This is a genomic window from Comamonas resistens, assembly GCF_030064165.1.
GTDB lineage: Bacteria > Pseudomonadota > Gammaproteobacteria > Burkholderiales > Burkholderiaceae_C > Comamonas > Comamonas resistens.
Genome location: NZ_CP125947.1, coordinates 178,817 through 204,555, shown reverse-complemented (window position 1 = coordinate 204,555; position 25,739 = coordinate 178,817). Strand labels below are relative to the sequence as shown.

The following is a 25,739-nucleotide window of genomic DNA, read 5'->3' as shown; positions in this document are numbered from 1 at the left end:
GGCCCTGTGGCTCAGGCGGATGCGGTGTTCAGGTAGGCGGCCTTGCCGCTGCTGTTGGAGGTGCCGGCCTGATCGGCCGGGTAAATCATCTGGTCGGGGACCTTCATGGTCTTCTTGGCCAGCGGGTAGTAGACGAGCGAGGTGACGATCAGGCTCACGATCCAGGAGATGTCGGCGCCGCCCATGGCCTTGGCCAGCGGGCCTTCGTACATGGCCTGGTTGATGAACGGGATCTGCACGACGATGCCCAGCACATAGCTGAACAGGGCCACGCCGTTGTAGGCGCCGTAGCGGCCCTGGCTGTTGTAGAGCGCGGGGATGTCCACCTTCTCCTTGGAGATCAGGTAGTAGTCCACGAGGTTGACGGCGCTCCAGGGCACGAACACCGTGAGCAGCAGCAGCACGAAGTTCTTGAAGGTGGCCAGGAAGTTGGAGCTGGCCAGCAGGGCCACCAGCACCGTGAGCAGCACAAAGCCCAGGATGTAGACCAGGCGGGTGGCGGGCGAGAACTGCTTTTTGTCGTTGAAGGCGCTGACCGTGGTCAGCATGGTCATGACGCCGCCATAAGCGTTGAGGCAGTTCACCGTGAGCTTGCCGGTCACGATGACCAGATAGATCACCACGGCCAGCGGGCCCGCGAGCTCGCCCAGGAAGCCGACCTGGTTCTTGATGAAGTTGCCGCCCAGGGCCGCCACCAGCGTGCCGAAGGTCATGGCCAGCTGGGCGCTGATCACGCTGCCGCCGAAGGTAGTCCAGAAGGTGGCGGCCGTCGAGGTCTTGCTCGGCAGATAGCGCGAATAGTCGGCCACATAGGGCGCGAAAGTCATCTGCCAGCCGGCCGACAGGGCCATGGCCGTCAGAAAGCTGGTCCAGGTGAAGGGCTTCTGGCCGAAGGCGCTGGCCACGTCGTACTGGTGGCACAGCTGCCAGGCCAGGTAGCCGAAGCCCAGGATGCCGACCACGGTGGAGATGCGGCCCACCACGTGGATCAGCTTGTAGCCGACCACGGCCACCAGGGCTGTCAGCGCGCCGAAGATGATGATGCCGGCGGCCGGGGTGCTGAAGCCGAACATCAGATTGATGGCCTGGCCCGAGAGCACCGTGCCCGTGGCCGCAAAGCCCAGGTACATGAGGATGACCAGCAGCAGAGGCAGGGCCGCGCCCTTGACGCCGAACTGCACGCGGCTGGAAATCATCTGCGGCAGGCCCAGGCGCGGGCCCTGGGCCGAGTGCAGCGCCATGACGATGCCGCCGAGGATGTTGCCTATCAGCAGGCCGAGTATGGCCGTCGTGGCCTCGGCGCCGAAGACCACGGCCAGGGCGCCGTCGACCACGGCCGTGATCTGCATATTGGCACCGAACCAGAGGGTGAACTGGCTGGAGGGCGAACCGTGGCGCTCCCGCTCGGGAACCATGTCTATGGTTCGGGTTTCGATGGGACCGGTCGAAACCGGCGCGTTTGTCTCAATGCTCATGGGATGGATGCTCCGTCATTCCCTCTGGGTGCTTTTATGTGCATACAACTTCTAGGTAATTCATCTAGAGTTGTATAGACCAATTTTGTGTTTTACTCCCCGCACCGTCAATCGTCTATACAGGTTTTCTGATCCGAACAAACCCTATGCCCAGCCCCATTCGTGCGCCATCTCCGGCGGCCGTTCCGGCCTTCCAACGTATCAAAGACTATGTGCTGCAGCAGATCCACAGCGGCACTTGGCAGGAAGGCGATGCCATTCCCAGCGAAGCGGCCCTGGCCAGGCAGTTCGAGGTGGCACGCATGACGGTCAACCGCGCACTGCGCGAGCTCAGCGACGAGCAGACGCTGACGCGCGTGCAGGGCTCGGGCACTTTCGTGGCCCAGCAGAAATACCAGTCCACCCTGGTCCAACTGCGCAACATCGCCGACGAGATCGCGGCGCGCGGCCACAGGCACCGCGGCGAGCTGCAAAAGCTTGAGCGCTGCCGCGCCGATGCGGCCCTGCTGCGGCAGTTCGAGCTGTCCACCGCCCAGACCCTGTTCCATTCGGTGGTGGTGCACTTCGAGAACGACGTGCCCATCCAGGTCGAGGATCGCTACGTCAATCCTGCGGTCGCGCCCGACTACCTGACCCAGGACTTCGCCAGCCAGACGCCCAACGCCTACCTGACGCGCGTGGCACCGCTGCAGGGCGTGCAGTTCGCCATCGAGGCCAGCATGCCCGCCGCCGACGTGGCCGAGTTGCTGCATATGGAGACCGGCGAGCCCTGCCTGGTGCTGCGCCGTGCCACGCGCTCCCAGGGCCAGGTGGCTTCGGTGTCGGCACTGTGGCATCCTGCCTCCCGCTACAAGTTCACCGGGAGCTTTTGATGCCCCCTGGGCGGCTGCGCCGCTTCCCCGAGGGGGACGGCGCCCTCGCTGCGAGGCGGTGCGGCCGGCTGAGGCTCTTGCTCGGCGCCCCTGGCCTGGGGCGCTGGCAATTTTTGCGGTGTGGGTCGTAGGCAGCAGCTTTAGAGCGTGCTCGGCAGAATGCGCTGCAGCGCGGCGGGCCAGTCGGTTTCCAGCGCCCACAGGCGCATGGTCTCGATGTCGGGCGCCAGATAGCGGTCCTTGTCCAGATAGGCCACCTTGCTGCGGATCAGCGCGTATTGCTCCTCCATCAGCGCCGAGCTTTTGAGCCGGCGGTCGAAATCCATGCCCTGCGCGGCGGCCATGGCCTCCACGCCCACGATCACGGCTGTGTTGCTGGCCATGTCGGCCAGGCGGCGCGCACCGTAGGTGGCCATGGAGACATGGTCCTCCTGGTTGGCCGAGGTGGGCAGGCTGGTCACGCTACTGGGGTTGGCCAGGCACTGGTTTTCAGCGGCCAGCGCGGCGGCCGTGACCTGGGCAATCATGAAGCCTGAGTTCACGCCGCTGTCCTCGATCAGAAAGGCCGGTAGGCGCGACAGGCCGGTGTCCAGCAGCAGGGCCATGCGGCGCTCGGAGATGGCGCCGATCTCGGCGATCGCCAGCGCGATGATGTCGGCCGCAAAAGCCACGGGTTCGGCATGGAAGTTGCCACCCGAGATCACGTCGCCGTTGTCGAACACCAGCGGGTTGTCGGAGGCCGCATTGGCCTCGGTTGCCAGCACGCGCGCCGCGTGGCCGAGGTTGTCCAGGCAGGCACCCATGACCTGGGGCACGCAGCGGATGGAGTACGGGTCCTGCACACGGCCGCAGTTGGGGTGCGAGGGGTCGATGGCGCTGCCGTCGAGCAGTTCGCGCACGGCGGCGGCCACGGCAATCTGGCCCAGCTGACCACGCGCCTCGTGGATGCGCGCATCGAAAGGCTTGATCGAACCCTGAATGGCTTCCAGCGTCAGGCAGCCTGCCACCAGACCCGCGGCCAGCACGCTTTCGGCCTGGAACAGACCGGTCAGAGCCAGCGAAGTGGACACCTGGGTGCCGTTGAGCAGGGCCAGGCCTTCCTTGGGGCCGAGCACGAAAGGCTCGAGACCGATGTGCTTCATGGCTTCACGGCCCGATACCACTTTGCCGTTGACTTTGGCCTGGCCTTCGCCGATCAGCACGCAGGCCAGGTGCGACAACGGCGCCAGGTCGCCCGAGGCGCCTACCGAGCCCTTGGCCGGAATCACGGGCAGCACGTCGGCATTGGCCAGGGCCAGCAGCGCGTCGACCAGGGCCGACCGGGCGCCCGAATGGCCGCGTGCCAGGCTCACGGCCTTGGTGGCCAGGACCAGGCGCACCACATGGTCGGGCAGCGGCTCGCCCGTGCCCACGCTGTGCGACAGCACCAGGTTGCGCTGCAGTTCGGCCAGACGGTCGTGGGCGATCTTGGTCGAGGCCAGCTTGCCGAAGCCGGTGTTGATGCCGTAGACCACCTGGTCCTCGTCCACGATGTGCTGCACATGGGCCTGGGCTGCACGCATGGCTTCGTAGGCCGAAGCCGCCATGCTCAGCTGTACACCGCCGCTCTGGATGGCGCGCAGCTGGGCCAGCGTGACCTGACCGGGACGCAGTTCCAGCTTGGAAGATGAAATTCCTGGAGTGGTGATGGTGTTCATGGCTATACCTGTCTATACAGTTGAGAAGTCAAAAAACCCCGCATAGATCTTTCTACAGCGTTCTTCAGCCGCCGTGTACCGGGTCCGTGCGGAAGCGGCTACCGAGCCGGTAGCGCATGCCCGGATGCACGCAGTGCACCCAGGTAATGGGGACGCCGCGCAGCCAGGTGCGGCGTGTCAGCATCAGGCAGGGCTGGTCGGCTGCCATCTGCAGCCAGTGCGCCTGCTCCGCGGTGGGCAGGATGGCGTCGACCACATGCTCGATCTGGTCGTACTGCACGTTGCGCACCAGATAGACCGAGGGCTGGACGGCCGAGAAATCCTGTTCCATGAAGTCCGGCACCAGGCGCGGATTCACATAGCGGTCCTCGAGCTGCACCGGCACCTCGTTTTCGAAATGCACACCCTGCAGGTGGAAGACCGAAGCGCCCACGGCCAGGTCCAGCGCCGCCGCCACCTCGGGCGAGGCCGAGGCGCGGCGCATGCTGATGAGCTCGAAGCGGTGGTCGTGCCCGCGCTGCGTGATCTCCTCACCGATATTGGCGATGCGCAGCAGCGTGGACTGGGGCTTTTCCTCGGCCACGAAGGAGCCGACGCCGGCTACCCGCACGATTACGCCCTGCTCGGCCAGCTCGCGCAGCGCGCGGTTGACCGTCATGCGGGCCACGCCGAACTCCTGCACCAGTTCCTGCTCGGAAGGCACGCGCGCGCCGGCGGTCAGCGAACCGTTGCCGATCTTCTGCAGCACATGGTCCTTGACCTGCTGGTACAGCGCGACGGGCAGGTCGCGGCCGGACCTGGCAGCGGAGCGGGAGGGGGCGGCACGGGAAGTCATGGGGGCAGACAGAGTTGGAACAGCCCTCAGTGTGCTGCAGCCGCAAGGGCTTCGGCGCGAATTTCCTCCGTCAGCCGGGCTTTGAGTTCCATGAACTCCGGCGAAGTCTTGACGGTGTAGTGCCGGGGATGGGGCAGGTTCACGGGAATGTCGGCCTTGATGCGGCCGGGCCGGGCGCTGAAGACCGCGACACGGTTGGCCATGAAGATGGCCTCGTCGATGTCGTGCGTCACGAACATCACGGTCTTGCGTTCGGCCTCCCAGATGCCCAGCAGCAGCTCCTGCATCACCACGCGGGTCTGGTTGTCCAGCGCGCCGAAGGGTTCGTCCATCAGCAGGATCTTGGGGTCGTTGGCCAGCGCGCGGGCGATCGCCGTGCGCTGTTGCATGCCGCCCGAGAGCTGCTTGGGGAAGTGGTTCTCGAAGCCGCGCAGGCCCACCTTGGCGATGAAGTAGTCGCTGCGCTCCTTCTGCACGGCTTCGGAGACGCCTTTTTCGCGCAGGCCGAAACGGATGTTCTGGGCCACGGTCAGCCAGGGGAACAGCGTATAGCTCTGGAACACCATGCCACGGTCGGCGCCGGGGCCGTCGATGGCCTGGCCGTCCAGCAGGACCTGGCCCGTGGTCGGAAAATCGAGCCCCGCCACGATGCGCAGCATGGTCGACTTGCCGCAGCCCGAGGGGCCGAGGATGGTGACGAAATCGTTCTCGCGCACCTCGAAGCCCACGGGCAACAGAGCCTGGGTCTGGGTGCCTTTATGGCTGGTAAAGGTGCGCGATACACCTTGAATGGACAAAAGATTCATCACAGAGTGCTCCACTCGAACATGCGGCGGTTGATCGTCTTGAAGATGAAGTCGGACACCAGGCCGATCAGGCCGATGACGATGATGCCGAAGATGATCTGGCCGGTATTGAGCAGGGCCTGGCTGTCGGTGATCATGTGGCCTATGCCCGAGGACGAGCCGATCAGCTCGGCCACGATCACATAGGTCCAGGCCCAGCCCAGCACCAGGCGCAGTGTCTCGGCAATGCCGGGGGCGGCACCTGGAATCAGCACGCGGCGCACGATGCCGGTATTGCTGGCGCCCAGGGTATAGGCCGCCTCAACCAGGTCCTTGCGCGCGCCGCCCACGGTGACGGCCACCATCAGCGTGATCTGGAACACCGAGCCGATATAGATCACCAGCAGCTTCTGCGTCTCGCCCACGCCGGCCCAGAGGATCAGCAGCGGGATGAAGGCCGAGGCCGGCAGGTAACGGCAGAACGAGACAAAGGGCTCGAAAAAGGCTTCGACGGGTTTCCAGGCGCCCATGGCGATGCCCAGAGGGACTGCGACGATGGAGGCCAGGATGAAGCCGCCCATGACGCGCCACACCGTCATGCCTATGTCGTGCAGGAAGTCGTACTCGGTGAACAGCGTGATGCCTTCGCGCACCATGGTCATGGGGCTGGCCAGGAAGGTGGGCGAGACAAAGCCGCCCAGCGTGACGGTGGACCAGATCACGACGAAGAGCACGAAGAAACCGGTGCCCAGTACCCATTTCATCGTGGGGCTGACAGGCTCCAGCGGAGCCATGCGGCGTTTGCGTACCGGGGACACGGAAGGCGTTATCACCTTGGTCATGGTGGGGGGTGCAGAGTGAACAGAAGGGGATACCGCTTCCATGGGAGCCTCGCGCTTACTTGATGAAGCTGGCGTCGTACATGACGCCATAGTTCTCGGGGATGCTGCGAATGACGCCGGCTTCCTTGAGAATAACGGCCGATTCCTTCATGAAGGGAACCAGGTCATTGGCGAAAAACTTCTGGTTGGCTTCCTTGTCCGACCACTTGAGAAAGGAGGCCGACTTGCCAAACTGCTCGCCGCTTTGCTTGACGGCCGCGCCCATGATCTCGTAGCTCTTGTCCTTGTCGGCGGCGATCATGGCCACGGCATCGAAATAGGACTGGGCCAGGGCCTTGGCGGCGGGGGCATTGGCCTTGAGCCATTTGGGATCGCAGCCCACGGTGTCCATCACCATGGGGTAGTCGATGGTGGTGGCGAGGATCTTGCCGGCCGCGGGGTTGGCGCGCACGGTGGACAGATAGGGCTCATAGGTCATGGCCGCGTCGTTCTGGCCTGCCACAAAGGCCTGGGCCGCTGGCTGTGGCTCCAGCGACACGGTCTTCACGTCCTTCATGGTCATGCCGTTCTTGTGCAGCATCCAGGCCAGGCCGAAGTAGGGGGCCGTGCCGGGCGCGCTCACAGCCACGGTCTTGCCCTTGAGGTCGGCAAAGCTCTTGACGTCGTTGCGCACGGCAATGCCGTCGGCGCCGTACGACTTGTCCATCTGGAAGAGCTGGACAATCGGCACGCCGTTGGTGTTCCAGGCCACATGGGTTTCGATGGTGGTCGCGGCACACTGGATGGCGCCTGAGGCCAGTGCCAGGTGGCGGTCCTTCTGCGGAATCATCTTCAGCTCGACGTTCAAGCCGTTTTTCTTGAAGATTCCGGTCTTGTCGGCCAGGGTCAGCGGCGCAAAGCCGGTCCAGCCGGACATGCCTAGCACGATCTTGGTTTCCTGGGCCCCGGCCTGCGGTGCGGCGGCGGCCAGGCAAGCGGAAACCAGCGCCATTTGCAGTGCGGTTGGCCAGGCGGGGATGCGACGCAATGGGTTTGTCGATGTCATAAGACCCTCCTCGATCAGGGTGAGTAGCAAGATTGCAGAAATGGGTTTGTCGGCCTGGCAGGCAGTACGGACAACGCAGTGTGTTTTTGTTGTGCAGTCATGTATATACAGGCTTACCCGAGACTGACGAAGAGCACAGGGTTAACCGGTAGAACTGCCAAGCCGACACCGTTGTCTTTGCAAGCCGCGTGCCAATTTGCCTGCGCCCCGGCCGCGCCCGAAGAGGCCGGCGCAGCGGGGTGGAAAGCCGGCGGGCGGCCCTATTGCGGTGCGATCACGCTTCTGGCCACGCTCAGAAACGGTGCAATCAGCGGCGAGGCATTGCTGCTGGGCACGGACAGCACCACGGGCTGCTTGGCCACCCGGCCCTTGATGCGCTTGCAGACCAGGCGCTTGCCGTCATGGGTGCGATCCACGGCGGGGCGGGTGGTCAGAATGCTGACCCCATGCCCGTTGGCCACCATGGAGCGCAGCAGCTCCAGCGACGAGAACTCATAGCTCACCGTGGGCGTGACGCCGGCTTCGCGGAACAGGGACAGAAAGTACTCGCGGCTCTGCGGCAGATTGATCAGCAGCAGGGGTGAACGTGCCAGCTCGGCCACGCTCACGCTGGCCGCCGCTGCCAGCGGATGGCGCTGTGGCAGCAGTACATAGGGCGGCAAGGCCGCGACGGCCAGGGTGCTCAGGCCCGGCCTCTCCAGTCCCAGCCCGTACTGCAGCGCCGCGTGCAGCTCGCCCTGCTCCACCTGACGGGTGAGCGAGGCGATATCGCCCTCGACCAGCTCCAGCCGGATGTCGGGATGGCGCTTTTGCATCTGGGTCAGGATCTGCGGAATCCACAGCGCGCCCAGCGTGCTCAGAAAGCCCAGGCGCAGCACGCCGGCCAGGCCGTGCTGGCGGCGCTGCTGCAGCTTTTCGGCGGCGGCCAGCAGCGCCATGGCCTCCTGGCTGCGGCTCGCGCCCGCAGCCGTCAGATCCAGCCCCTTGGCATGCTTTCTCACGAACAGCACCTCCTTCCATTGCAGCTCCAGATCGGCAATGGCTTTGGAGATCGAAGGCTGGGAGACGTTGATGGCTTGTGCCGCCCTGGAGGTGCTGCCATGGCGGGCCGCGGCCACGAAGTATTCGAGCTGGCGCAGATTGAGATGAATCAATTTTTTGAATTCAATGCATGTGAAATGAATATTTTCCATTGATTCGATATCGGCGCAGCATGGACCCTCTTTTCAGGCCCGACACGCAATCCCATGACCGCTGCCCAAACCCTATCCAAGCCGCTCCCGCTGGACGGCATCCGCATCCTGGACTTCACAAGGGTCCTGGCCGGCCCCATGTCCACGGCCTTGCTGGCCGACCTGGGCGCCGAAGTGGTCAAGGTGGAGCCGCCCCAGGGCGACGACTACCGCGCCATAGGCCCCATGAGGAACGGCCAGAGCGCGCTGTTCACGGTGATGAACCGCAACAAGCAAAGCCTGGTGCTGGACCTCAAGCATCCGCAGGCCGTGGCCGTGGTGCATGAACTGGCGCAACAGGTGGATGTGGTGGTCGAGAACTTCCGCCCCGGCGTGGCCGAGCGCCTGGGCATTGGGCCAGCGGCGCTGCGCACCCTCAATCCCCGGCTGGTCTATGTGAGCGTCTCGGGCTTCGGTCAGACCGGCCCGCTGGCCCACCGCCCGGCCTACGACATCATCGTGCAGGCCATGAGCGGGCTGATGGAAGCCACGGGCGAGCCCCAGGGCGCCCCTACGCTGGTGGGCGAGGCCGTCAGCGACGTGGTGGCTGGCCTGTTCGCCTCCTGGGCCACGCTGGCCGCGCTGCTGCAGGCCCAGCGCACTGGAGAGGGCCAGCATGTGGACGTGTCCATGTTCGACACCACGCTGACGTTTCTGGCCACCTCCATGTCGCGCTATCTGTTCACCGGCCAGCCCGCGCGGCGCGTGGGCAACCGCCATCCGCTGTCGGCCCCGTTCGGCGTCTACCAAGCGCGCGACGGCCACTTTGCGCTGGCCGTGCTCAACAAGAAGCTGTTCGACGCCACGGTGCAGGCCATGGAGCTGCCGCAGCTGGCGGGTGACCCGCGCTTTGCCACGGACGAGAGCCGCTCTGCCCACGAGCCAGCGCTGCGCGCCGCGCTCGAGGGCTGGGCCATGCAGCACGAGGTGGCCGAGGTGGTGGCCAGGCTGGAGGCCGCGGGCGTGCCCGTGGCGCCGATCTGGAACATAGCGCAGGCGCTCGAGTCCGAGCAGATCCAGGCGCGCGGCCTGCTGCGCGAGGTCGACGACGAACGCCTGCCCGGCCTGCGCCTGCCCACCCAGCCTGTTCATTTCAACGGCGCTTGCGCCAACCGCGCCCAGCGTGCGCCCGCCCTGGGCGAACACACCGAGCTGCTGCTTTCGAGCTGGCTGAACCGCAGCGGCGAGGCCATAGCCGCGCTGCGCGAGGCCGGCGCCCTGGGCCCCGCGCATTGACGCTTGACCCGCGAATCCACTTTTCACCTTGCGAGCTAACGATATGAACTTTCTGAGACTGGGAAGCACCGAGGACGACCAGGCCATTGCCGACGCCGTGGCGCGCTTTGCCGACGAAACCCTGGCCCCCGTGGCCCAGGCCATGGACGAGGAGGCGTTTTCCGCCACCCGCCATGTGCCGGGCCTGGCGGCGCTGGGCGTGATGGGCATGAACCTGCCCGAGTCCCTGGGCGGCCCGGGCGTGACGCCCACGGCCATGCTGATGTCGCTGGTGGCCATCTCGCGTGCCTGCGCGGCCACCTCGTCCATGATCGGTGCCCATTACCTGGGCACGGATGCGGTTCACCTCGGCGGCAGCGCCGAGCAGCAGGCGCAATGGCTGCCGCGCTGCGCCAGCGGCGAGTGGCTGGCCGCGTTCGCGCTGACCGAGCCGCGCGGCGGCTCCCACCCTGCGGACATGCGCACCCGCGCTGTGCGCGATGGCGACGAGTACGTGATCACGGGCGTCAAGCACTTTATCTCCAACGCCGCGGAAGCGGCCTTCATGGTGGTCTTTGCCAAGACGGACCTGGAGGCCGGCGCGCGCGGCGTCAGCGCCTTCATCGTGCCGCGCGATCTGGCTGGCATCCAGGTGTCTTCGCCCGAGAAGCTCATGGGCATACGCGGCGGCCATGCCTTCGAGGTGTCGCTGGACGGCGTGCGCGTGCCCGCAGCCAACCGACTGGGGGCCGAAGGCACGGGCTTCAAGATCGCCATGAAGGTGCTGGACAACAGCCGCCTCGATGTGGCCGCCACCTCGCTGGGCATTGCCGAGGCCGCGCTCATGGCGGCAGTCGATTGGGCCAATCAGCGCCTGGTCGGCGGCGAGCCCATCGCCACCAAGCAGGCCATTCAGTTCAAGCTGGCCGAGATGAAGCTGCGCCTCGAAGCGGCCTGGGGCCTGACCATGCAGGCACTTGCCCTGCGCCAGGCCGGCCAGCCTTTCACCCAGCAGTCGGCCATGGCCAAGCTCTACGCCTCGGAAATGGTGGGCTTCGTGACCGACGAAGCGCTGCAGATCCACGGCGGCTATGGCTACACGCGTGAGATGCCACTGGAGCGCTATGTGCGCGACGCGCGCATTCTGCGCATCTACGAGGGCTCTTCCGAGATCCAGCGCACCATCATCGCGCGCTCGGTTCTTCAGGGGGTGTGAGCGCAAATTTTTGCCATGATGCCGATACCGGGGTGTTTGCTGGTGTAATTGCCGCATGGATAAACACTCCGCCATGTCGCTGCACGGAAAAATCCTCACCGAGATCGAGCAGAACATTCTCAGCGGCCGCTGGCCGCCGGGTTTCCGCATCCCCTCGGAGATGGAGCTTACCGTGCACTACGGCTGCTCACGCATGACGGTCAACAAGGTGCTGACACAGTTGGCCCAGGCTGGCTTGCTGGAGCGCAAGCGCAAGGCAGGCAGCTTTGTCACGCGGCCTCATACCAGCTCTGCCGTGCTGGAGATTCCCGATCTGCGCCAGGTGGTGCTGGGCATGGGGCAGGAATATACCAGCCAGTTGCTCAGCCGTCTCCAGCGCCGGAGCACGCGCGAAGACATGGACGCCATGCGCATGTCCAAGACCAGCTCCGTGGTGCATGCCTTATGCCTGCATATGGCGGGGATGCGCCCATTCTGTATCGAGGACCGCCTGATCAACCTCGAAGCCGTACCGGATGCCGAGCAGGAGATGTTCACGGAGCAAAGCCCCAGCTCCTGGATGGTCAACCATGTGCCCTGGAGCTCGGCCGAGCACCGCATCCGCGCCGAAGCGGCCAGCGCAGAAACGGCGGGCCTGCTCAAGGTGGCCCCAGGCTTTCCCTGCCTGGTCATAGACCGCTGCACCTGGACCGGGCGTTTGCCCATCACCTTTGTACGGCTGACCTTTCCCGCCGACCTGTACGAACTGGACGCACATTTTTCCCCTTCGGCGGTCGGCTCGGCCTGAGCCTCTCATAACCCGCCATGGGCAGCTCTGCCCCGCGCAGCGCACAATAGGCGCTATTTTTTGCGCTGCAGGCTTAGAGGAAAAACGACCTCTAACCCAATAGGATCAAGCGCTTTCAGCTATTGTTTAAAGAGTACCCGGTGTCTTCCGCGCAATCCATTCTGCAAGCCGTCTTTGGCTACGAGCAATTTCGTGGCCCGCAGCAGGCCATCGTCTCGCATGTGATCGCGGGTGGCGATGCGCTGGTGCTCATGCCCACGGGCGGCGGCAAATCGCTGTGCTATCAGGTGCCGGCCATTGCGCGTCAGCAGCTGGGCCATGGGGTGAGCATCGTGGTCTCGCCGCTGATTGCGCTGATGCACGATCAGGTCGGCGCGCTGCACGAGGCCGGCATCAGCGCTGCCTATCTGAACTCCACCCTCAGCTACGACGAAACCCGCGAGGTGGAGCTGCGCCTGCAAAGCGGTGACATCACCTTGCTCTATGCGGCGCCCGAGCGCCTGAACACGCCGCGCTTTCTGGGCCTGCTCGACGATCTGCACGCCCAGGGCAAGCTGTCGTTGTTCGCCATCGACGAAGCGCATTGCGTGAGCCAGTGGGGTCATGACTTCCGCCCCGAATACCGGGCACTGACGGTGCTGCACGAGCGCTATGCGGGTGTGCCGCGCATCGCGCTCACGGCCACGGCCGACGCGCTGACGCGCGCCGACATCATCGAGCGCCTGCGCCTGGAGGCCGCGCAGCAGTTCATCAGCAGCTTCGACCGGCCCAATATCCGCTACAAGATCGCCGAAAAAAAAGACGTCACGAACCAGTTGCTGCGCTTCATCGAGCGCGAGCACGAGGGCGAGGCCGGCGTGGTCTATTGCCAGTCGCGCAAGCGTGTCGAGGAGCTGGCCCAGACCCTGGTGCAGAACGGCATCAATGCCCTGCCCTATCACGCGGGCCTGCCCCAGGACATGCGCCAGAGCCACCAGGACCGTTTTTTGCGCGAGGAAGGCGTGGTGATGTGCGCCACGATTGCCTTCGGCATGGGCATCAACAAGCCCGATGTGCGCTTTGTGGCCCATGTGGACATGCCCAAGAATATCGAAGGCTACTACCAGGAAACCGGGCGCGCGGGCCGCGACGGCCTGCCGGCCGACGCCTGGATGGCCTATGGCCTGTCCGACGTGGTCAACCAGCGCCGCATGATCGACGAAAGCCCGGCCGAGGAAGAATTCAAGCAGGTGATGCGCGGCAAGCTAGATGCGCTGCTGGGCCTGGCCGAAGCCACGGACTGCCGCCGCGTGCGCCTGCTGGCCTATTTCGGCGAGCAGTACGGCCTGGGTCCGGCCAGCGAAGGCCGCCCCTTGCAGGCCGTGGCCAGGACCGAATGCGGCAACTGCGACAACTGCCTGGAGCCACCTGCGCTATGGGATGGCACGGATGCGGCGCGCAAGCTACTGTCCACCATCTTCCGCGTGCACGAAGCCAGCAAACTCACCTATGGCGCGGGCCACATCATGGATGTGCTGCGCGGCAAGGAGACCGAAAAGGTTGCTCAGTACGGCCATGACAAGGTATCGACCTTCGGCATAGGCAAGGAATACAGCGAGCCGCAGCTGCGCGCCGTGATGCGCCAGTTGCTGGCCACGGGCGCCCTGGGCCTGCACAAGGTGGTCAGCGAGAACAGTGGCCATGTGTTCGACACGCTATGCCTGACCCCCGGCTCGCGCGCCGTTCTCAAGGGCGAGGTGACCGTGCAGCTACGCGAGGCCGTGGCCGCATCGCGCAGCAAGAAGCAGAGCAAGAAGTCGGCGGCGAATGCGGCGGCCATCAATCTGGGGCCCGATGCCCAGGTGCGCTTCATCAACCTCAAGGCCTGGCGCGCCGAAGTGGCCAAGTCGCACAATCTGCCCGCCTATGTGATCTTCCACGATGCCACGCTGGCGACGATTGCCGAGCTCAATCCGCAATCGTTGCAGGACCTGCAAGGCGTGAGCGGTATGGGTGCCAAGAAGTTGGAGGCCTATGGCGCCGAGGTGCTGAGGGTGGTTGGCGTGTAACGGCCGGCTTATTTCGGCCTGCGCATATCAAGATGCCCTTGCATGCTGATTGTGAAGTAGTCCCCCGCACCGCCCGCTCGCAATAACGGGCGGGCACGTGCAGTCTGGAAAATTCCGTTGTCCAGTAGCGATGTGTCGATATGCACCATCACCACTTCGCCCAGCACCAGCCATGTGGGCACGGTCGAGCCATCAGCGCCTTGCAGCTGGATGATCTGTGTCCGCCGGCATTCCATGGAAACGGGACTTTCCTGCACGCGGGGTGGCCGCACCTGTGAAGACGTTAAAGGAGTCAGGCCGGACAGGGTGAATTCATCCGTCTCGGGAGGTACCGAGGCACTGCTTTGGTTCATCTGCTGGGCCAGGGCCTCGGTCGCCAGATTCCATACGAACTCGCCGGTCGCTTCGATATTGGCCAATGTATCTTTGTGTCCGATGCTGGCAAAGCCGATGATGGGCGGCACGTAATTGAACGCATTGAAAAAGCTGTAAGGCGCCAAGTTCAGCACGCCTGCCGCGGAGCAGGTGGAAATCCATCCAATGGGGCGGGGGCCCACGATCGCGTTGAAAGGGTCGTGGGGCAGGCCGTGGCCTTGCCGCGGCGCATATGAATGTGTAGTTGTCATGGTTCTAGGTAAGAAGATACGTTCTTATGCTGCAAGTGCCTGCATTCTGGTACGCACCACATCCGGCGTGAACGGTGCCGCATAAAAGCGTCGGCCCGTGGCATCGAACAAGGCATTGGCCAGGGCGGCCGGGCCGGGTACAGAGGCCGATTCGCCTGCACCCATGGGGGGCTTGTCCTGGCGCGGCATCAGCACCACCTCGATGGGCGGCAGGTCGCGGAAGCCGATGATGGGGTAGCTGCCCCATTCGCGACTGGCCACGCCTTGCGCATTGAAGGCGACCTTCTCCATCAGGCTGCGGCTCAAGGTCTGGATGACATTGCCGTGGATCTGGTGGCGCACGCCGTCGGGGTTGACCATCATTCCCGTGTCCTGGCCCACGACCAGCCGACGTACCGCGATGCGGCCGCTGGCGGGGTCTACGTCGATGTCGATGACCCAGGCCGCCCAGGCCGCGCCGAAGCCGGGAAAGCGGCTGTGCACGTAGCGTGCATAGGCCACGCCGCGCCCGTGCAGCAGTCCATCGGTGCCGGATCTGCCCCGGCTTCCCGTTTGATTTGGCTGCCAGCCTGCGTGGCGTGCCGTGGCTTCGATCAACTCGACGGCACGCGGGTCATCGAGGTGACGCAGGCGGTAGTCGACGGGATCAGCGCCCGCCGCATGGGCCAGCTCGTCGATCATGCAATCGTGGGCAAAGGAATTGGGCAGGGCCGAGACGCCGCGCAGCCAGGAGGAGCGCACGATGGGCGCCATGTCATGGCATGCGATGCGCTGGCTGGCGTAGCGGTAGGGCGGCACGGCCGTGCGGTCGCCCATCTCCAGCGTGCGCGGCTGGCCCGGGATGCGGCCGGTGAGTAGCAGAGCCAGCAGCGGCGCGTCGTTGGAGGGGTAGCGCACGGCAAAGTCGTAGGCCAGCAGTTCGCCCTGCGCATTGATGGCCGCGCTCACGTCCATGAGCTGGGCCGTGCCCTTGGGCTCCCACTGGTGTTCCTGCTCGCGCGTGAGCTGTACGCGCACGGGCGCACCCACGGCCATGGACAGCAGGGCCGCGTCGGCACAGACGTCGTCGGCACAGTTGCGGCCATAGCAGCCGGCCGCCTCCAGGCGCACGATCTCGATGCGGTCTTCGCCCAGTTGCAGCAGCCGGTCCAGGTCGGTGCGCAGCATATGCGGGTTCTGCGTGCCAGCCCACAATTTCAGGTGCCCGTCTTGGAAGTCAGCCACGGCACAGGAGGGGCCGATGGAAGCATGCATCTGGTAGGGCCAGACATAGCTGCGGCGCAGCTCGGTGGCGGCGCCTGCGAAGGCACCATCCATATCGCCCTCGTTGACCAGGGCGCGATGCTGGGCGGAATTGGATCGGATGGCACTGGCCAAGTCGTTCAGGTCGGGCGCGGGCGGAACGGCTCGCCACTGCACGCGCAGCGCGCGCATGGCGGCGATGGCCTGCTCCTCGCGGTCGGCGACCACGCCGACGAAGTCGCCTTCGGTGACCACCTGCACATTGCCGGGAAGGCGGGCGACGGACTCGCGGTCCACGGCGATCAGGCAGCGGCCTATGAAGTCGCCGCCGTCGCGGCCCGGGTGCGGCGGGCGCACGACGCGTCCATGGCGCATGCCGGGCACGCGCACATCGTGGACAAAGCTCAGCTCGCCGGAGGCCTTAGCGGGGATGTCCACGCGCGCCGCGCCACGGCCGACCAGCCGGTATTCACTGGCGGGCTTGAGCTTCACGTCCTGATCGGGCGGGGCCAGCGTCAGCTGCAACTGCTGGCCGCGCAGCAACTGGCCATAGCCAAGTGCGCGGGCATCGCTGCCGTCAGTGAAGCGCACAACGCCTTCGCGGGCCTGGAGCAGGCCTGCCGCCACGTTCCATTGCTGCGCGGCCAGCGCGAGCAATTGCTCGCGCGCCTGGGCGGCTGCGCGGCGCAGCGGTACCGCGGAAATCTGGATGCTGGCGCTGGCAATGGTCGGGCCCTGGTTGGGCGCAGCAGCCGTGTGGCCCAGCACCATCTCCAGCCGGTCCAGGGGTACTTCCAGCTCTTCGGCCACGATCTGGGCCAGGGCCGTGCGTATGCCCGTGCCCAGGTCCACATGGCCGTTGAAGGCCATGGCACGCCAGCCCTGTGGGGCGCTGTCGTCGGCTAGTACGGCCACGAATATCTCGGGCGTGGACTGTACATAGTCGGTGGCCGTGCCGGGCTGGCCTGGCGCGGGCCGTGGCGGCGCCACCGGCTGGCGCACCACGAGCAAGGTGGCGGGGCGGGTCAGCAACTGCGTGTGCAGGGCTTGGGGCTGGGGCAGGTTCATGGGGCAGTGTTCTTCGCTGGCACGCCAATCATGCATGCGTGCGGGGCCGGCCACGGGTTGCCGGCCCCTATAGACGCGTTCTTGCGGTGGGATCAGCGCGCGAGGGAGTCGGTGTCGGAAAGGGCTTGAGTCAATGGCATGACCGCCGCGTATTTCTGCGCCATGTCGAACAGGTTGGCCTCGTGCGGGCCCAGCGCGCGGTCGCCGCAGCAGTCGGCCACCACCAGCGGGCGGAAGCCCGACTGCATGGCGTCGACCACGCTGGCGCGCACGCAGCCGCTGGTCACGCAGCCGGCCACCAGCAGGGTCTGCACGCCGCGCTGGGCCAGCCAGGGCGCGAGCATCGTGCCGAAGAAGGCCGAGGGCGTGGCCTTGCGCACCACATACTCGCCCGGCGCCGGCGCCAGCTCGGGCACGATGGCGCTGTCGTGGCTGCCCTCCTTGAGCGTGAGCATGCCCGGCACCTTGAGGCAGAAGATATTGCTGTCGGCGTCGTCGTCCGAGAACACGATGCGGCTGTGTGCCACCGGCCAGCCGCGCTCGCGCGCGTGGGCCAGCAGATGGCGCGTCTGCGCAATGGCCTCGGGGATGTTGCCGCCACCGAAGACGGCCGGGTTGGCAAAGCCGTTGACGAAGTCGATGATGAGCAGGCCAAAGGGCGCCTTGAGCGGCAGCGGCGTGCCGAAGCCCTGGCGGGCATAGGCGGAGATGTCGCCCTGCACACCCTCGGTGGGGATGCTCTGGGCGCTGGTGGTGGTTGTCATGCGATGTCCTTTCGTTGCTTCGGCTGTCTGGCGGCGCGCGCCAGTCCCTGCTCGTCCTGCACCACGCCGGCGATAACGACCGGGCGGCCGTCGAGCGCGACCGAGCAGCGGCGCATGGGAATGTCGATGTGGCAGGCCGTGGTGCGGCTGCCGCCGGCCTCGTTGTTCGGGCCCATGGACCACAGGAAGTTGCCCTCAAAGGCGCGGGCGTCCATCCCGATGTGGGTTTCCTTGTTGTAGTGGGCCAGCATGGACCAGTGGGCGCGCGGCTGCAGCCCCCAGCCGACGTGCGAGACCGCATAGGCCTCGGGGTCCTCGTAGGAGGCCATGTACTCCTTGAGCAGGTCGGCCTGCAGGCCGCCGCTGATGCGTGTGACGTAGCCCTTTTCGATGACCAGCTCGATGGACTCGATCACGTAGTCCTTCATGGGCAGCAGGATGTCGCCCCGGTCCAGGACCACGCGACCGTTGCTTTCGCCTTCGTCGGGCCAGGTCAGCACGAAGCCGCTGGGCCAGTGGTCCCAGCGGCCGGGCTGGTCCACGAAGCCGTACTCGCTGATGGCCGGAAAGCTGCCCAGCCGGCAGTGCAGGTCGGTGCCCGCAGCCGAGGTGATGTGCATCTGCCTGGCTGCCTCGATCCGCTTGGCCGCCGCCTGCACGCGCGCGCGGTCGGCCTCGGTGGGAACCAGGCGGCACAGCACCTCGGGCGGCTCCACGGCCAGCAGGATCTTGGTGCCGGTCTGCAGAATCTCGTGCTGCTCGGGCGAGAACAGCAGCGTCATTAGGTCCAGCACCAGGTCGCTGGCCTTGAGCGCGGCGATGGCGGCCGGGTTGCCGGTGAGCGGCGTCGTGCCCAGGTAGGCCAGCGAGTCGCGGCTCAGGGATTTTTCGGCATTGACGGGCGGCAGGTCCAGGCGGTTGACGCGCGCCCCCATTTCGCTGGAGGCGGCAATGGCGCAGCGCAGCGTCTGCGGATGCGTGTCGGCACCCGTGAGCACGGTGATGGTCTGGCCGGCTTCGAGCCGGGACAGCGTGAGCACCTGCTTCCAGGCGTGGATCAGATCGATATCGCTGACGGACATGTGGCTCTCCTTGGCGTCGCGGTGGATGGACAAAGGTGGTTGGCGGGCATTCAGTCCACCCGTGCACCGAGGAAGTTACCGAGGGCCGCATAGAAGCCGGCCTCGTTGTCCCAGGGAATCATGTGGCCCGCGTTCGGCACGCGCACATGCGCGGTCTGGGGTGCCAGACCCTGCCACTCGTCCACGTCCTCGGCGCGCACCACGTCGCCGCGCTCGGCCGTGACCAGCAGCAGCGGGTGCCGGATGTGGGGCAGGTCGGCGTGGATGTCGTCGCGGCCGAAGTCCTCGAAGCTCTGGACGATGGCCGGCTCATGGCAGGTGTGCAGCCACTGGGCGCGCAGCTGGCGCTGCTCCTCGGTCCAGGTGGGGCAGAAGGCGCGCATGGCCTCGGCATCCATGCCCAGCGTGGCCTGGCGGATGGAATCGACATACCAGGGCAGGGCGGCCGGGTAGGCGCGGCGGCCGGGGCCGGAGACCGGCGGATCGACGATGACCAGGCGCGTGAGACCGGCCGGCTGGCTGCGCGCAGCGCGCACGGCGATGCGTCCGCCCATCGAATGGCCCATAAGGGCCCAGCGCGACAGACCCAGGGCCTGGGCGAAGGCGGCCACGTCGGCGGCCTGAGTATCCAGCCCGTAGTCCAGGCCCGGTCCCGAGGACGACAGGCCGCGCCCGCGCACGTCCAGCACATAGGTGTCGAACTGGCGACCCAGGTGCTCGGCGACGAAGCCCCAGGTCACAGCCGGGCTGGTGATGCCGGGAATCAGGATGACGGCGTCGCGCTGTGCTCGTTCGCCCTCTGCGCCGCCGTAACGCAGGTAGTGCTGGCGGATGCCGTTGGCGTGCACGTTGCCGCCATGGAGGAAGGTGCTGGTGGTATTGCTCATGCGAATGCTCCTCAGGCCTTGGAGTTGCTGGGATAGGCGCCCGATAGCAGCGCGCCAGCGCCTGGCACCATGGGCTCCAGGCCCAGGTGGTCCAGCATGCGGCGCACCGTGCACACGGCCGTGGAGACGGTGGGGATACCGGTCGCATCCTGGATGCGCTGGATGGCGGGCAGCGACGGCATCTGCACGCAGGCCGAGGCCACGATCACGTCGGCACCCTTGGTGTTCAGGCGTTTCACGTCGTCCAGCAGCTGCAGCGGATCGCGGCGGCCCACCTCCAGGTTGTCGGGGATCTCGAAGCAAATGGAATCGATGACCTCGATGCCTTCGTGCTCGATGTACTGCACCACCAGGTCGGTCAGCGGCCGCATGTAGGGCGCCATGATCGATACGCGCTTGGCGCCCATGATCTTCAGCCCTTCCACCAGCGCGCCGGCCGAGGTCATCACCGGGGCCAGGCATTGGTTGGCTCGCGCCACTGCGGTCAGTTCCTGCTCGGTCTGGCGGTGGTAGCCCAGGCCCATGGCCATGATGGCCACCAGGCAGGCGGTGCTCATCACATCGACCCGCGCGTCGGCGAGCTCGGCGGCGCAGCGCAGGCCTTCCTTGTTCATCGCGGCCAGCTCTTCCTTGGTGACCTTGTGCATGCGCATGCGGCTGCTGTGAAAGGTGAAGCTTTCCTCGGGGAGGATGCCCTCTCGGGCACGCAGCATGGCCGGGATCTCGGTCTCCATGGTGATGTTGGAGCTGGGGACGATCTGGCCGATGCGGAACGTTTTGGTCATGACTTGCCTTGTTGCGGGTTTGCGAGGGTTTGATGAATATCAAATGAGTGTGTACGCTTTATTCTTGCAAAAGACGTGCCGTCTTGCAAACCTCATTTTTATCGGTGTTTGTACTTAAATGGTGCATAAATTGCACCATAAAAAGCATAAATCAATTTATTCTGCCGCCTCGTGGTGCAATTGATACCGATCAAAAATCAAGTGTATACACCTGAATTAAGGCTTTTTGACTCTTGGCATGGATCCTGCTGTACCTGCTGCAAGACCCGGCTGAAGCGACGGCCGTTCTGTCTGACTCTCAACATTCCCGCAAGGAGAAAACCGTGTCCCAATCCCCTCGTATCGCTGTCGTCGGTGCCGGCCTCGGCGGCGCTGCTGCCGCCAAGCTGCTGCTGCAGGAAGGCTTCAATGTCCGTGTCTATGAACAGGCGCCCAGCTTCTCGCGCCTGGGAGCAGGCATCCACGTGGGGCCGAATGTGATGAAGATCCTGCGCCGCATCGGCATTGAGGATGCACTCAACCAGCAGGGCTCGCACCCCGACTACTGGTACAGCCGCCACTGGCAGACCGGCGACGTGCTGGCCCAGATCCCGCTGGGCGACTACGCCGTCAAGGAATACGGTGCCAGCTACCTGACGGTGCACCGCGGCGACTTCCACGCGCTGCTGATCGAGGCCCTGCCCGACAGCGTGATGGCCTACGGCAAGCACCTGACCAAGGTCGAGGACCGCGGCCATGTGGTGGTGATGCACTTCGCCGACGGCACGACCGAGGAAGCCGACATCGTGATCGGCGCCGACGGCGTGAACTCGCGCATCCGCGAGGAACTGCTCGGCCCCGAGCTGCCCAAGTACGCGGGCTACCTGGCGCACCGCGCCGTGTTCCCCACGCCCGAGGTCAAGGCCGGCATGCTGCCCTTCGATGCCTGCGTGAAGTGGTGGAGCGACGACCGCCACATGATGACCTACTTCGTCACCGGCAAGGCCGACGAGCTGTACTACGTGACCGGCGTGCCGGTCGAGCAGTGGGACCTCGACGACCGCTGGCTGCCCAGCAGCAAGGACGAGATGCGCGAGGCCTTCTCCGGCTGGCACCCCACGGTGCAGGCGCTGATCGACGCGACGGTGGAGGTGACCAAGTGGTCGCTGCTGGAGCGCGATCCGCTGCCGCTGTGGAGCCGCGGCCGTCTGGTGCTGCTGGGCGACGCCTGCCATCCGATGAAGCCGCACATGGCCCAGGGCGCGGCCATGGCCATCGAGGATGGCGCCATGCTGGCACGCTGCCTCAAGGAGGTCGGCGCCAGCAACCATGAGCTGGCCTTCGCGCTCTACGAAGCCAACCGGGCCGAGCGCGCCAGCAAGGTGCAGCGCATCTCGCACGACAACACCTGGCTGCGCACGAACGAGGATCCGTCGTGGTGTTTTGGCTATGACGTGTTCAACGTGCCCCTGGCTGAGCCCAAGGTCAAGGTAGCGGCCTGATACTCGCTGCCTGCCGGACAAAGGGGGCGTGCCCCTCTTGTTCGGCCGCAGAACGTCGACATCCTGAACCGCAGCCAAGTTGCAAGAGCCTGACCCCATGGGAACTCCAATTCATTCCAGCAGTAACACCTACCCCATCCGCCTGCAGGTCAATGCACGCGCATGCGAGGTGCCGGCAGCGCCCGAGACGGCGCTGCTGCATGTGCTGCGCAACGACCTGGAGCTGAACGGGCCCAAGTACGGCTGCGGGCTGGGCGAGTGCGGTGCCTGCACGGTGCTGATCGATGGCGTGGCCGCGCGTTCCTGCGTGATCCCCGTGCGCGCTGCCGTGGGCCGCGAGATCACCACGCTGGAAGGACTGGGCTCGCGCCAGTGCCCCGGCCCCACGCAGCAGGCCTTCATCGACTGCCAGGCAGCGCAGTGCGGCTACTGTCTCAACGGCATGATCATGACCGTCGAGGCCCTGCTGCGCCGTATCCCGAATCCCTCCGAGCAGGAATTGCGCAACGAGCTGCACCACAACCTGTGCCGCTGTGGCACGCATGTGGAAATCATGCAAGCCGCCCTGCGGGCCGTGGAGCTGCGTGCGCACCGCGCCGCGCTGCAGGCGCCCACCGAATTTCCATCTTCCTGCGCGGGCGAGGTCCAGCCATGAGCCAGGCCGCCAGCGCCCCCGCCCTACCTTCCGACCTGTTGCACGGTCTGGCGCTGCGCCCGCCCGTTGCGGCCTGGGACGGGCTGCGCTATCGGGGCAGCGTGCCCTTGCATGCACGGCTGCAGGACGCCCAGGCCATGGCCGGCGTGGTGGCCTCGGTGCAGCGCGGGCATTTTCTGGGCGTGGTGGCCGTGGCGCCTGTCCATGCCCGGCAGGCTGCTGCCAGCTTGGCTCCTGCCTGGGATAACCGACAGGAAGCCAAGGCCGCCAGCGTGCCCCTTTTGGCCGACAAGGCCGACCTGCCCGATTCCGGCCGCTATATCTGGCGCATGGCGGGCGCCATGTCTTGCGAAGGTGTTGCACGCACAGCCGTGTGGTGCCTGGACGGCCATGCCAGCATCTGGTTGCCGCCCTGCGATGCCGATGTGCGGCAGATGATCAGCCGCGAACTGGCCGCATTGCTGCAATGTACGGAGTCCGCGCTGCGGCTGTTCAGCCTGCCGGCCCCGGCGGCCGGCACCCCGCATGCGCTGGACCTCATGGACGCTGCCGCAGATGCGGCCCTGCTGTCGCAGGCTGTGGGCCGGCCAGTCAGCGTGGCCTGCGATGCCTGGGCTGCGGGCACCGCAGACAGCCGTGAATTGGTGCTGCGCGTGGATGTGCAGCCTTCGCAGGGGTTTGCCTCCGACACGCAGGCGCAGCTCCATGTGGTCAATACATCGCCGCAGCCGGACCTGCTGCAGTCCGACACGCCCTGGGCCGTGCGCCCCAGCATGGCGCGCCTGCTGAGCCAGCCCGAGCTGGCGCGCGCTGCTGCCCTGGCCACCGTACTCGATGCCGGTGAAGTGCACGAGCGCAAGCTGGCAGCCAGCCTGCGGCATGCCGGCGTCGATGATCTAAACGCCGCCCAGGTCTTTGCCCGCGAAAGCCGTTGGCATGAGCAGGCGCTGGATCAGGGTCGCGATCCCGTGCAATGGCGGCTGCAGCACCTGCCCGAAGGCCCGGTGCGCGATCTGGCGCAGCAGGTGGCCGAGCGTGCGCAGGCATCGCAGCAAGCACCGTCTTACCAGGGCGCCGATGGCCGCCTGCTGGGCCGGGGCTTTGCCACCGCCCAGCTGCAGACCCTGGATGCGCAGGGCGCCGACCTCCATGCCTGGAGCGCCTGGGTGGCCGAGGTGGCCGTGCATCCGCAAACAGGCGAGATTGAAGTGACCCGCGTGGTAGCCGGCCATGACAGCCGCACCCTGCAAGCGGCGCAGGCCGCCAGAACCCGGCCCGAGATCTTCCAGCAGGACCCGCAATTGCTGGCCGATGCGCGCCGGCTGCTGGGCACGGCCCCCGCTTTTGATGACTGGGCTGGTTCTGCCGCTGCAGCCGGCAAGCCTGGCTCCGATCTGGCGCAGCATGCGCCCGGCGATGTCGCAGTCATCCGCCAGGGCAGTCTGGCGCTGGACGGTGTGGCCACCTTGCCCGCCGCTGCCGCCATTGCCAACGCCATCCACCATGCGACGGGCGTGCGCCTGCGCGAAGTGCCTTTCCAGCCCGAGCAGCTGCGCCTGGCACTGGTCGGCGAGGGCGCGGGCAAACCATCCATTGCAGGGTCCGGCCGTGGCCGTGGCTGGGGCTGGCTGGCTGCGGGCGCCGCAGGCCTTGCCGGCATGGCCGCCATGGCCTGGCCGCTGAAGCCGGCCCTGCCGCTGACCGAGGGGCCCGACGTCTCCCTGTACTCGCCGCAGGCCCTGGAACGCGGCCGCCTAGTGGCGGCAGCGGGCGACTGCGTGGTCTGCCACACAGCCCCGGGCGGCGCGGCCAATGCCGGCGGCTTCGGGCTGGAGACACCGTTCGGCACCATCTACTCCACCAACATCACACCCGACAACGAAACCGGCATCGGCCGCTGGTCCTACGCGGCCTTCGAGCGTGCCATGCGCCACGGCATCCATCAGGATGGGCGCCAGCTGTATCCTGCCTTCCCCTACACGGCCTTTGCCAAATTCAGCGATGGCGATCTGCAGGCGCTGTACGGCTACCTGATGTCCCAGCCCGCCGTGAAGGCCAAGGCTCCCGAGACGAAGCTGGCCTTTCCCTACAACCTGCGCCCGGCCATGGCAGGCTGGAACCTGCTGTTCCACGACGCCACACCCTTCAAGGCCGACCCCGCGCGCAGCGCCGAATGGAACCGCGGCGCCTACTTGGTCGAAGGCGCAGGGCATTGCGCGGCCTGCCACTCGCCGCGCAATGCTCTGGGTGCCGAAAAGACCGGCATCCATTACCTGAGCGGCGGCGAGGCCGAAGGCTGGAGCGCGCCGGCGCTCAACCAGCTGGCCGGCGGCAAGCTGCCCTGGCGTCGCGACGAGCTATACCAATACCTGCGCACCGGATTCTCGGCACGCCATGGCGTGGCCGCCGGCCCCATGGCGCCCGTCATCCACGGCTTGGCCGAACTACCCGAGGCCGATGTGCGCGCCATGGTCACCTATCTGATGGAGTTGCCGGGCCAGGCGCCGCAGGCGGCTCATGAAATACCGGTGCAGGCCCAGGCCAAGGTCCAGGACGCGCCGGCTAGGGTGCTCGAACGCCACATCAATGGCGAGCGCATCTACCAGAACGCCTGCGCCGTCTGCCACGAGGCCGGCAGCGGCCCCACCCTGTTCGGCGTCAAGCCGCTGCTGGGCCTGAACACCAACCTGCATGCCGCCGCGCCGGACAACCTGGTCCAGGTCATCCTCAACGGCATACAGACACCCGCCAATGACGCCCTGGGCTATATGCCGGGCTTTAGGGACAGCCTGGACGACCGGCAGATCGCCGATCTGCTCGGCTATTTGCGCGAACGATTTGCACCGGAGGAGAAAGCTTGGCCAGACGATACGACGACGATTAGCCGGTTGCGTGCCCAAGTGCACGCACACCCGGAATAAGGGTGGAAACGGGCGGCGGCATAGGGGTGCCGCAGATACAGGAGGCGGCCCTCGGGTCCCGCTTCTGACGATCAGATGCTGGAGCAGGGCAGAGGCCGTCGCATTGCATGCGGGGCTCCAGACAACGACAGAGGTTTTTCGTGATCGGACCATGCGGATGGTGCCGAGGGGGCTTATTG

The 25,739-nt window shown here is 66.1% G+C and carries 21 protein-coding genes; 8 read left to right on the top strand and 13 right to left on the bottom strand.

The window, feature by feature from the left end:
• Positions 1 to 11: 11 nt before the first annotated feature.
• A complete protein-coding gene (locus QMY55_RS00870; protein WP_283486848.1) occupies positions 12 to 1,475 on the bottom strand; it encodes a purine-cytosine permease family protein in 1,464 nt (487 codons plus the stop codon).
• 146 nt (positions 1,476 to 1,621) lie between these two features.
• Here QMY55_RS00870 and hutC (QMY55_RS00865) point away from each other — a divergent pair, with 146 nt between their 5' ends.
• Positions 1,622 to 2,347 (top strand): histidine utilization repressor, encoded by a 726-nt coding sequence (gene hutC / locus QMY55_RS00865; RefSeq protein WP_283486847.1) that lies wholly within the window; start codon positions 1,622 to 1,624, stop codon positions 2,345 to 2,347.
• A gap of 140 nt (positions 2,348 to 2,487) precedes the next feature.
• Here the strand turns inward: hutC (QMY55_RS00865) and hutH are convergent, their stop codons facing one another.
• The 6 genes from hutH to QMY55_RS00835 form a co-directional block, all read right to left on the bottom strand.
• Positions 2,488 to 4,044: a histidine ammonia-lyase gene (gene hutH, locus QMY55_RS00860; protein WP_283486846.1), complete on the bottom strand. Its 1,557-nt coding sequence runs from the start codon at positions 4,042 to 4,044 to the stop codon at positions 2,488 to 2,490.
• Positions 4,045 to 4,108: 64 nt separating this feature from the next.
• Entirely contained in the window at positions 4,109 to 4,879 is a 771-nt protein-coding gene (hutC, locus tag QMY55_RS00855; protein WP_283486845.1) for a histidine utilization repressor, read from the bottom strand.
• A gap of 26 nt (positions 4,880 to 4,905) precedes the next feature.
• On the bottom strand, positions 4,906 to 5,685 hold the full coding sequence (locus tag QMY55_RS00850; protein WP_283486844.1) for an ABC transporter ATP-binding protein: 780 nt from the start codon (positions 5,683 to 5,685) through the stop codon (positions 4,906 to 4,908).
• A complete protein-coding gene (locus QMY55_RS00845; protein ID WP_283486842.1) occupies positions 5,685 to 6,506 on the bottom strand; it encodes an ABC transporter permease in 822 nt (273 codons plus the stop codon). Before QMY55_RS00845 ends, QMY55_RS00850 begins: the two co-directional genes overlap by 1 nt.
• Before the next feature lie 55 nt (positions 6,507 to 6,561).
• Complete coding sequence (locus QMY55_RS00840) at positions 6,562 to 7,497, bottom strand: ABC transporter substrate-binding protein (protein ID WP_407650677.1); 936 nt, start codon at positions 7,495 to 7,497, stop codon at positions 6,562 to 6,564.
• 314 nt (positions 7,498 to 7,811) lie between these two features.
• Positions 7,812 to 8,705: a LysR substrate-binding domain-containing protein gene (locus tag QMY55_RS00835; RefSeq protein WP_283486840.1), complete on the bottom strand. Its 894-nt coding sequence runs from the start codon at positions 8,703 to 8,705 to the stop codon at positions 7,812 to 7,814.
• A gap of 93 nt (positions 8,706 to 8,798) precedes the next feature.
• Here QMY55_RS00835 and QMY55_RS00830 point away from each other — a divergent pair, with 93 nt between their 5' ends.
• The 4 genes from QMY55_RS00830 to recQ all read left to right on the top strand — a co-directional run bounded on the left by QMY55_RS00830 (position 8,799) and on the right by recQ (position 14,049).
• Positions 8,799 to 10,019, top strand: coding sequence for a CaiB/BaiF CoA transferase family protein (locus QMY55_RS00830; protein ID WP_283486839.1), 1,221 nt, complete (start codon positions 8,799 to 8,801; stop codon positions 10,017 to 10,019).
• 43 nt (positions 10,020 to 10,062) lie between these two features.
• The gene (locus QMY55_RS00825; RefSeq protein ID WP_283486838.1) at positions 10,063 to 11,214 is read left to right on the top strand and encodes an acyl-CoA dehydrogenase family protein; all 1,152 of its coding nucleotides are present in this window, start codon (positions 10,063 to 10,065) and stop codon (positions 11,212 to 11,214) included.
• Between the two features lie 55 nt (positions 11,215 to 11,269).
• A complete protein-coding gene (hutC, locus tag QMY55_RS00820; protein ID WP_283486837.1) occupies positions 11,270 to 12,001 on the top strand; it encodes a histidine utilization repressor in 732 nt (243 codons plus the stop codon).
• A gap of 140 nt (positions 12,002 to 12,141) precedes the next feature.
• The gene (gene recQ, locus QMY55_RS00815; protein WP_283486836.1) at positions 12,142 to 14,049 is read left to right on the top strand and encodes a DNA helicase RecQ; all 1,908 of its coding nucleotides are present in this window, start codon (positions 12,142 to 12,144) and stop codon (positions 14,047 to 14,049) included.
• Between the two features lie 8 nt (positions 14,050 to 14,057).
• Here the strand turns inward: recQ and QMY55_RS00810 are convergent, their stop codons facing one another.
• The 6 genes from QMY55_RS00810 to QMY55_RS00785 all read right to left on the bottom strand — a co-directional run bounded on the left by QMY55_RS00810 (position 14,058) and on the right by QMY55_RS00785 (position 20,503).
• Complete coding sequence (locus tag QMY55_RS00810; protein WP_283486835.1) at positions 14,058 to 14,675, bottom strand: flavin reductase family protein; 618 nt, start codon at positions 14,673 to 14,675, stop codon at positions 14,058 to 14,060.
• Positions 14,676 to 14,699: 24 nt separating this feature from the next.
• Positions 14,700 to 16,985, bottom strand: coding sequence for a xanthine dehydrogenase family protein molybdopterin-binding subunit (locus QMY55_RS00805; RefSeq protein WP_283486834.1), 2,286 nt, complete (start codon positions 16,983 to 16,985; stop codon positions 14,700 to 14,702).
• Between the two features lie 92 nt (positions 16,986 to 17,077).
• The gene (locus QMY55_RS00800; RefSeq protein WP_283486832.1) at positions 17,078 to 17,749 is read right to left on the bottom strand and encodes an N-carbamoylsarcosine amidohydrolase; all 672 of its coding nucleotides are present in this window, start codon (positions 17,747 to 17,749) and stop codon (positions 17,078 to 17,080) included.
• The gene (locus QMY55_RS00795; RefSeq protein ID WP_283486831.1) at positions 17,746 to 18,831 is read right to left on the bottom strand and encodes a M29 family metallopeptidase; all 1,086 of its coding nucleotides are present in this window, start codon (positions 18,829 to 18,831) and stop codon (positions 17,746 to 17,748) included. The genes QMY55_RS00800 and QMY55_RS00795 overlap by 4 nt, the downstream gene beginning before the upstream one ends.
• Positions 18,832 to 18,881: 50 nt before the next feature.
• The gene (locus QMY55_RS00790) at positions 18,882 to 19,718 is read right to left on the bottom strand and encodes an alpha/beta fold hydrolase (protein WP_283488854.1); all 837 of its coding nucleotides are present in this window, start codon (positions 19,716 to 19,718) and stop codon (positions 18,882 to 18,884) included.
• An 11-nt stretch (positions 19,719 to 19,729) separates the two neighbouring features.
• Positions 19,730 to 20,503 carry a maleate cis-trans isomerase family protein gene (locus QMY55_RS00785; protein ID WP_283486830.1) on the bottom strand — a complete coding sequence of 258 codons (774 nt, stop codon included), beginning with the start codon at positions 20,501 to 20,503 and terminating at the stop codon, positions 19,730 to 19,732.
• Between the two features lie 323 nt (positions 20,504 to 20,826).
• Here QMY55_RS00785 and QMY55_RS00780 point away from each other — a divergent pair, with 323 nt between their 5' ends.
• The 3 genes from QMY55_RS00780 (at position 20,827) to QMY55_RS00770 (ending at position 25,560) form a co-directional block, all read left to right on the top strand.
• Complete coding sequence (locus QMY55_RS00780; protein ID WP_283486829.1) at positions 20,827 to 21,984, top strand: FAD-dependent monooxygenase; 1,158 nt, start codon at positions 20,827 to 20,829, stop codon at positions 21,982 to 21,984.
• Positions 21,985 to 22,081: 97 nt separating this feature from the next.
• Positions 22,082 to 22,639 (top strand): (2Fe-2S)-binding protein, encoded by a 558-nt coding sequence (locus QMY55_RS00775; protein WP_283486828.1) that lies wholly within the window; start codon positions 22,082 to 22,084, stop codon positions 22,637 to 22,639.
• Positions 22,636 to 25,560 carry a c-type cytochrome gene (locus tag QMY55_RS00770; RefSeq protein ID WP_283486827.1) on the top strand — a complete coding sequence of 975 codons (2,925 nt, stop codon included), beginning with the start codon at positions 22,636 to 22,638 and terminating at the stop codon, positions 25,558 to 25,560. The genes QMY55_RS00775 and QMY55_RS00770 overlap by 4 nt, the downstream gene beginning before the upstream one ends.
• Positions 25,561 to 25,739 lie beyond the last annotated feature (179 nt).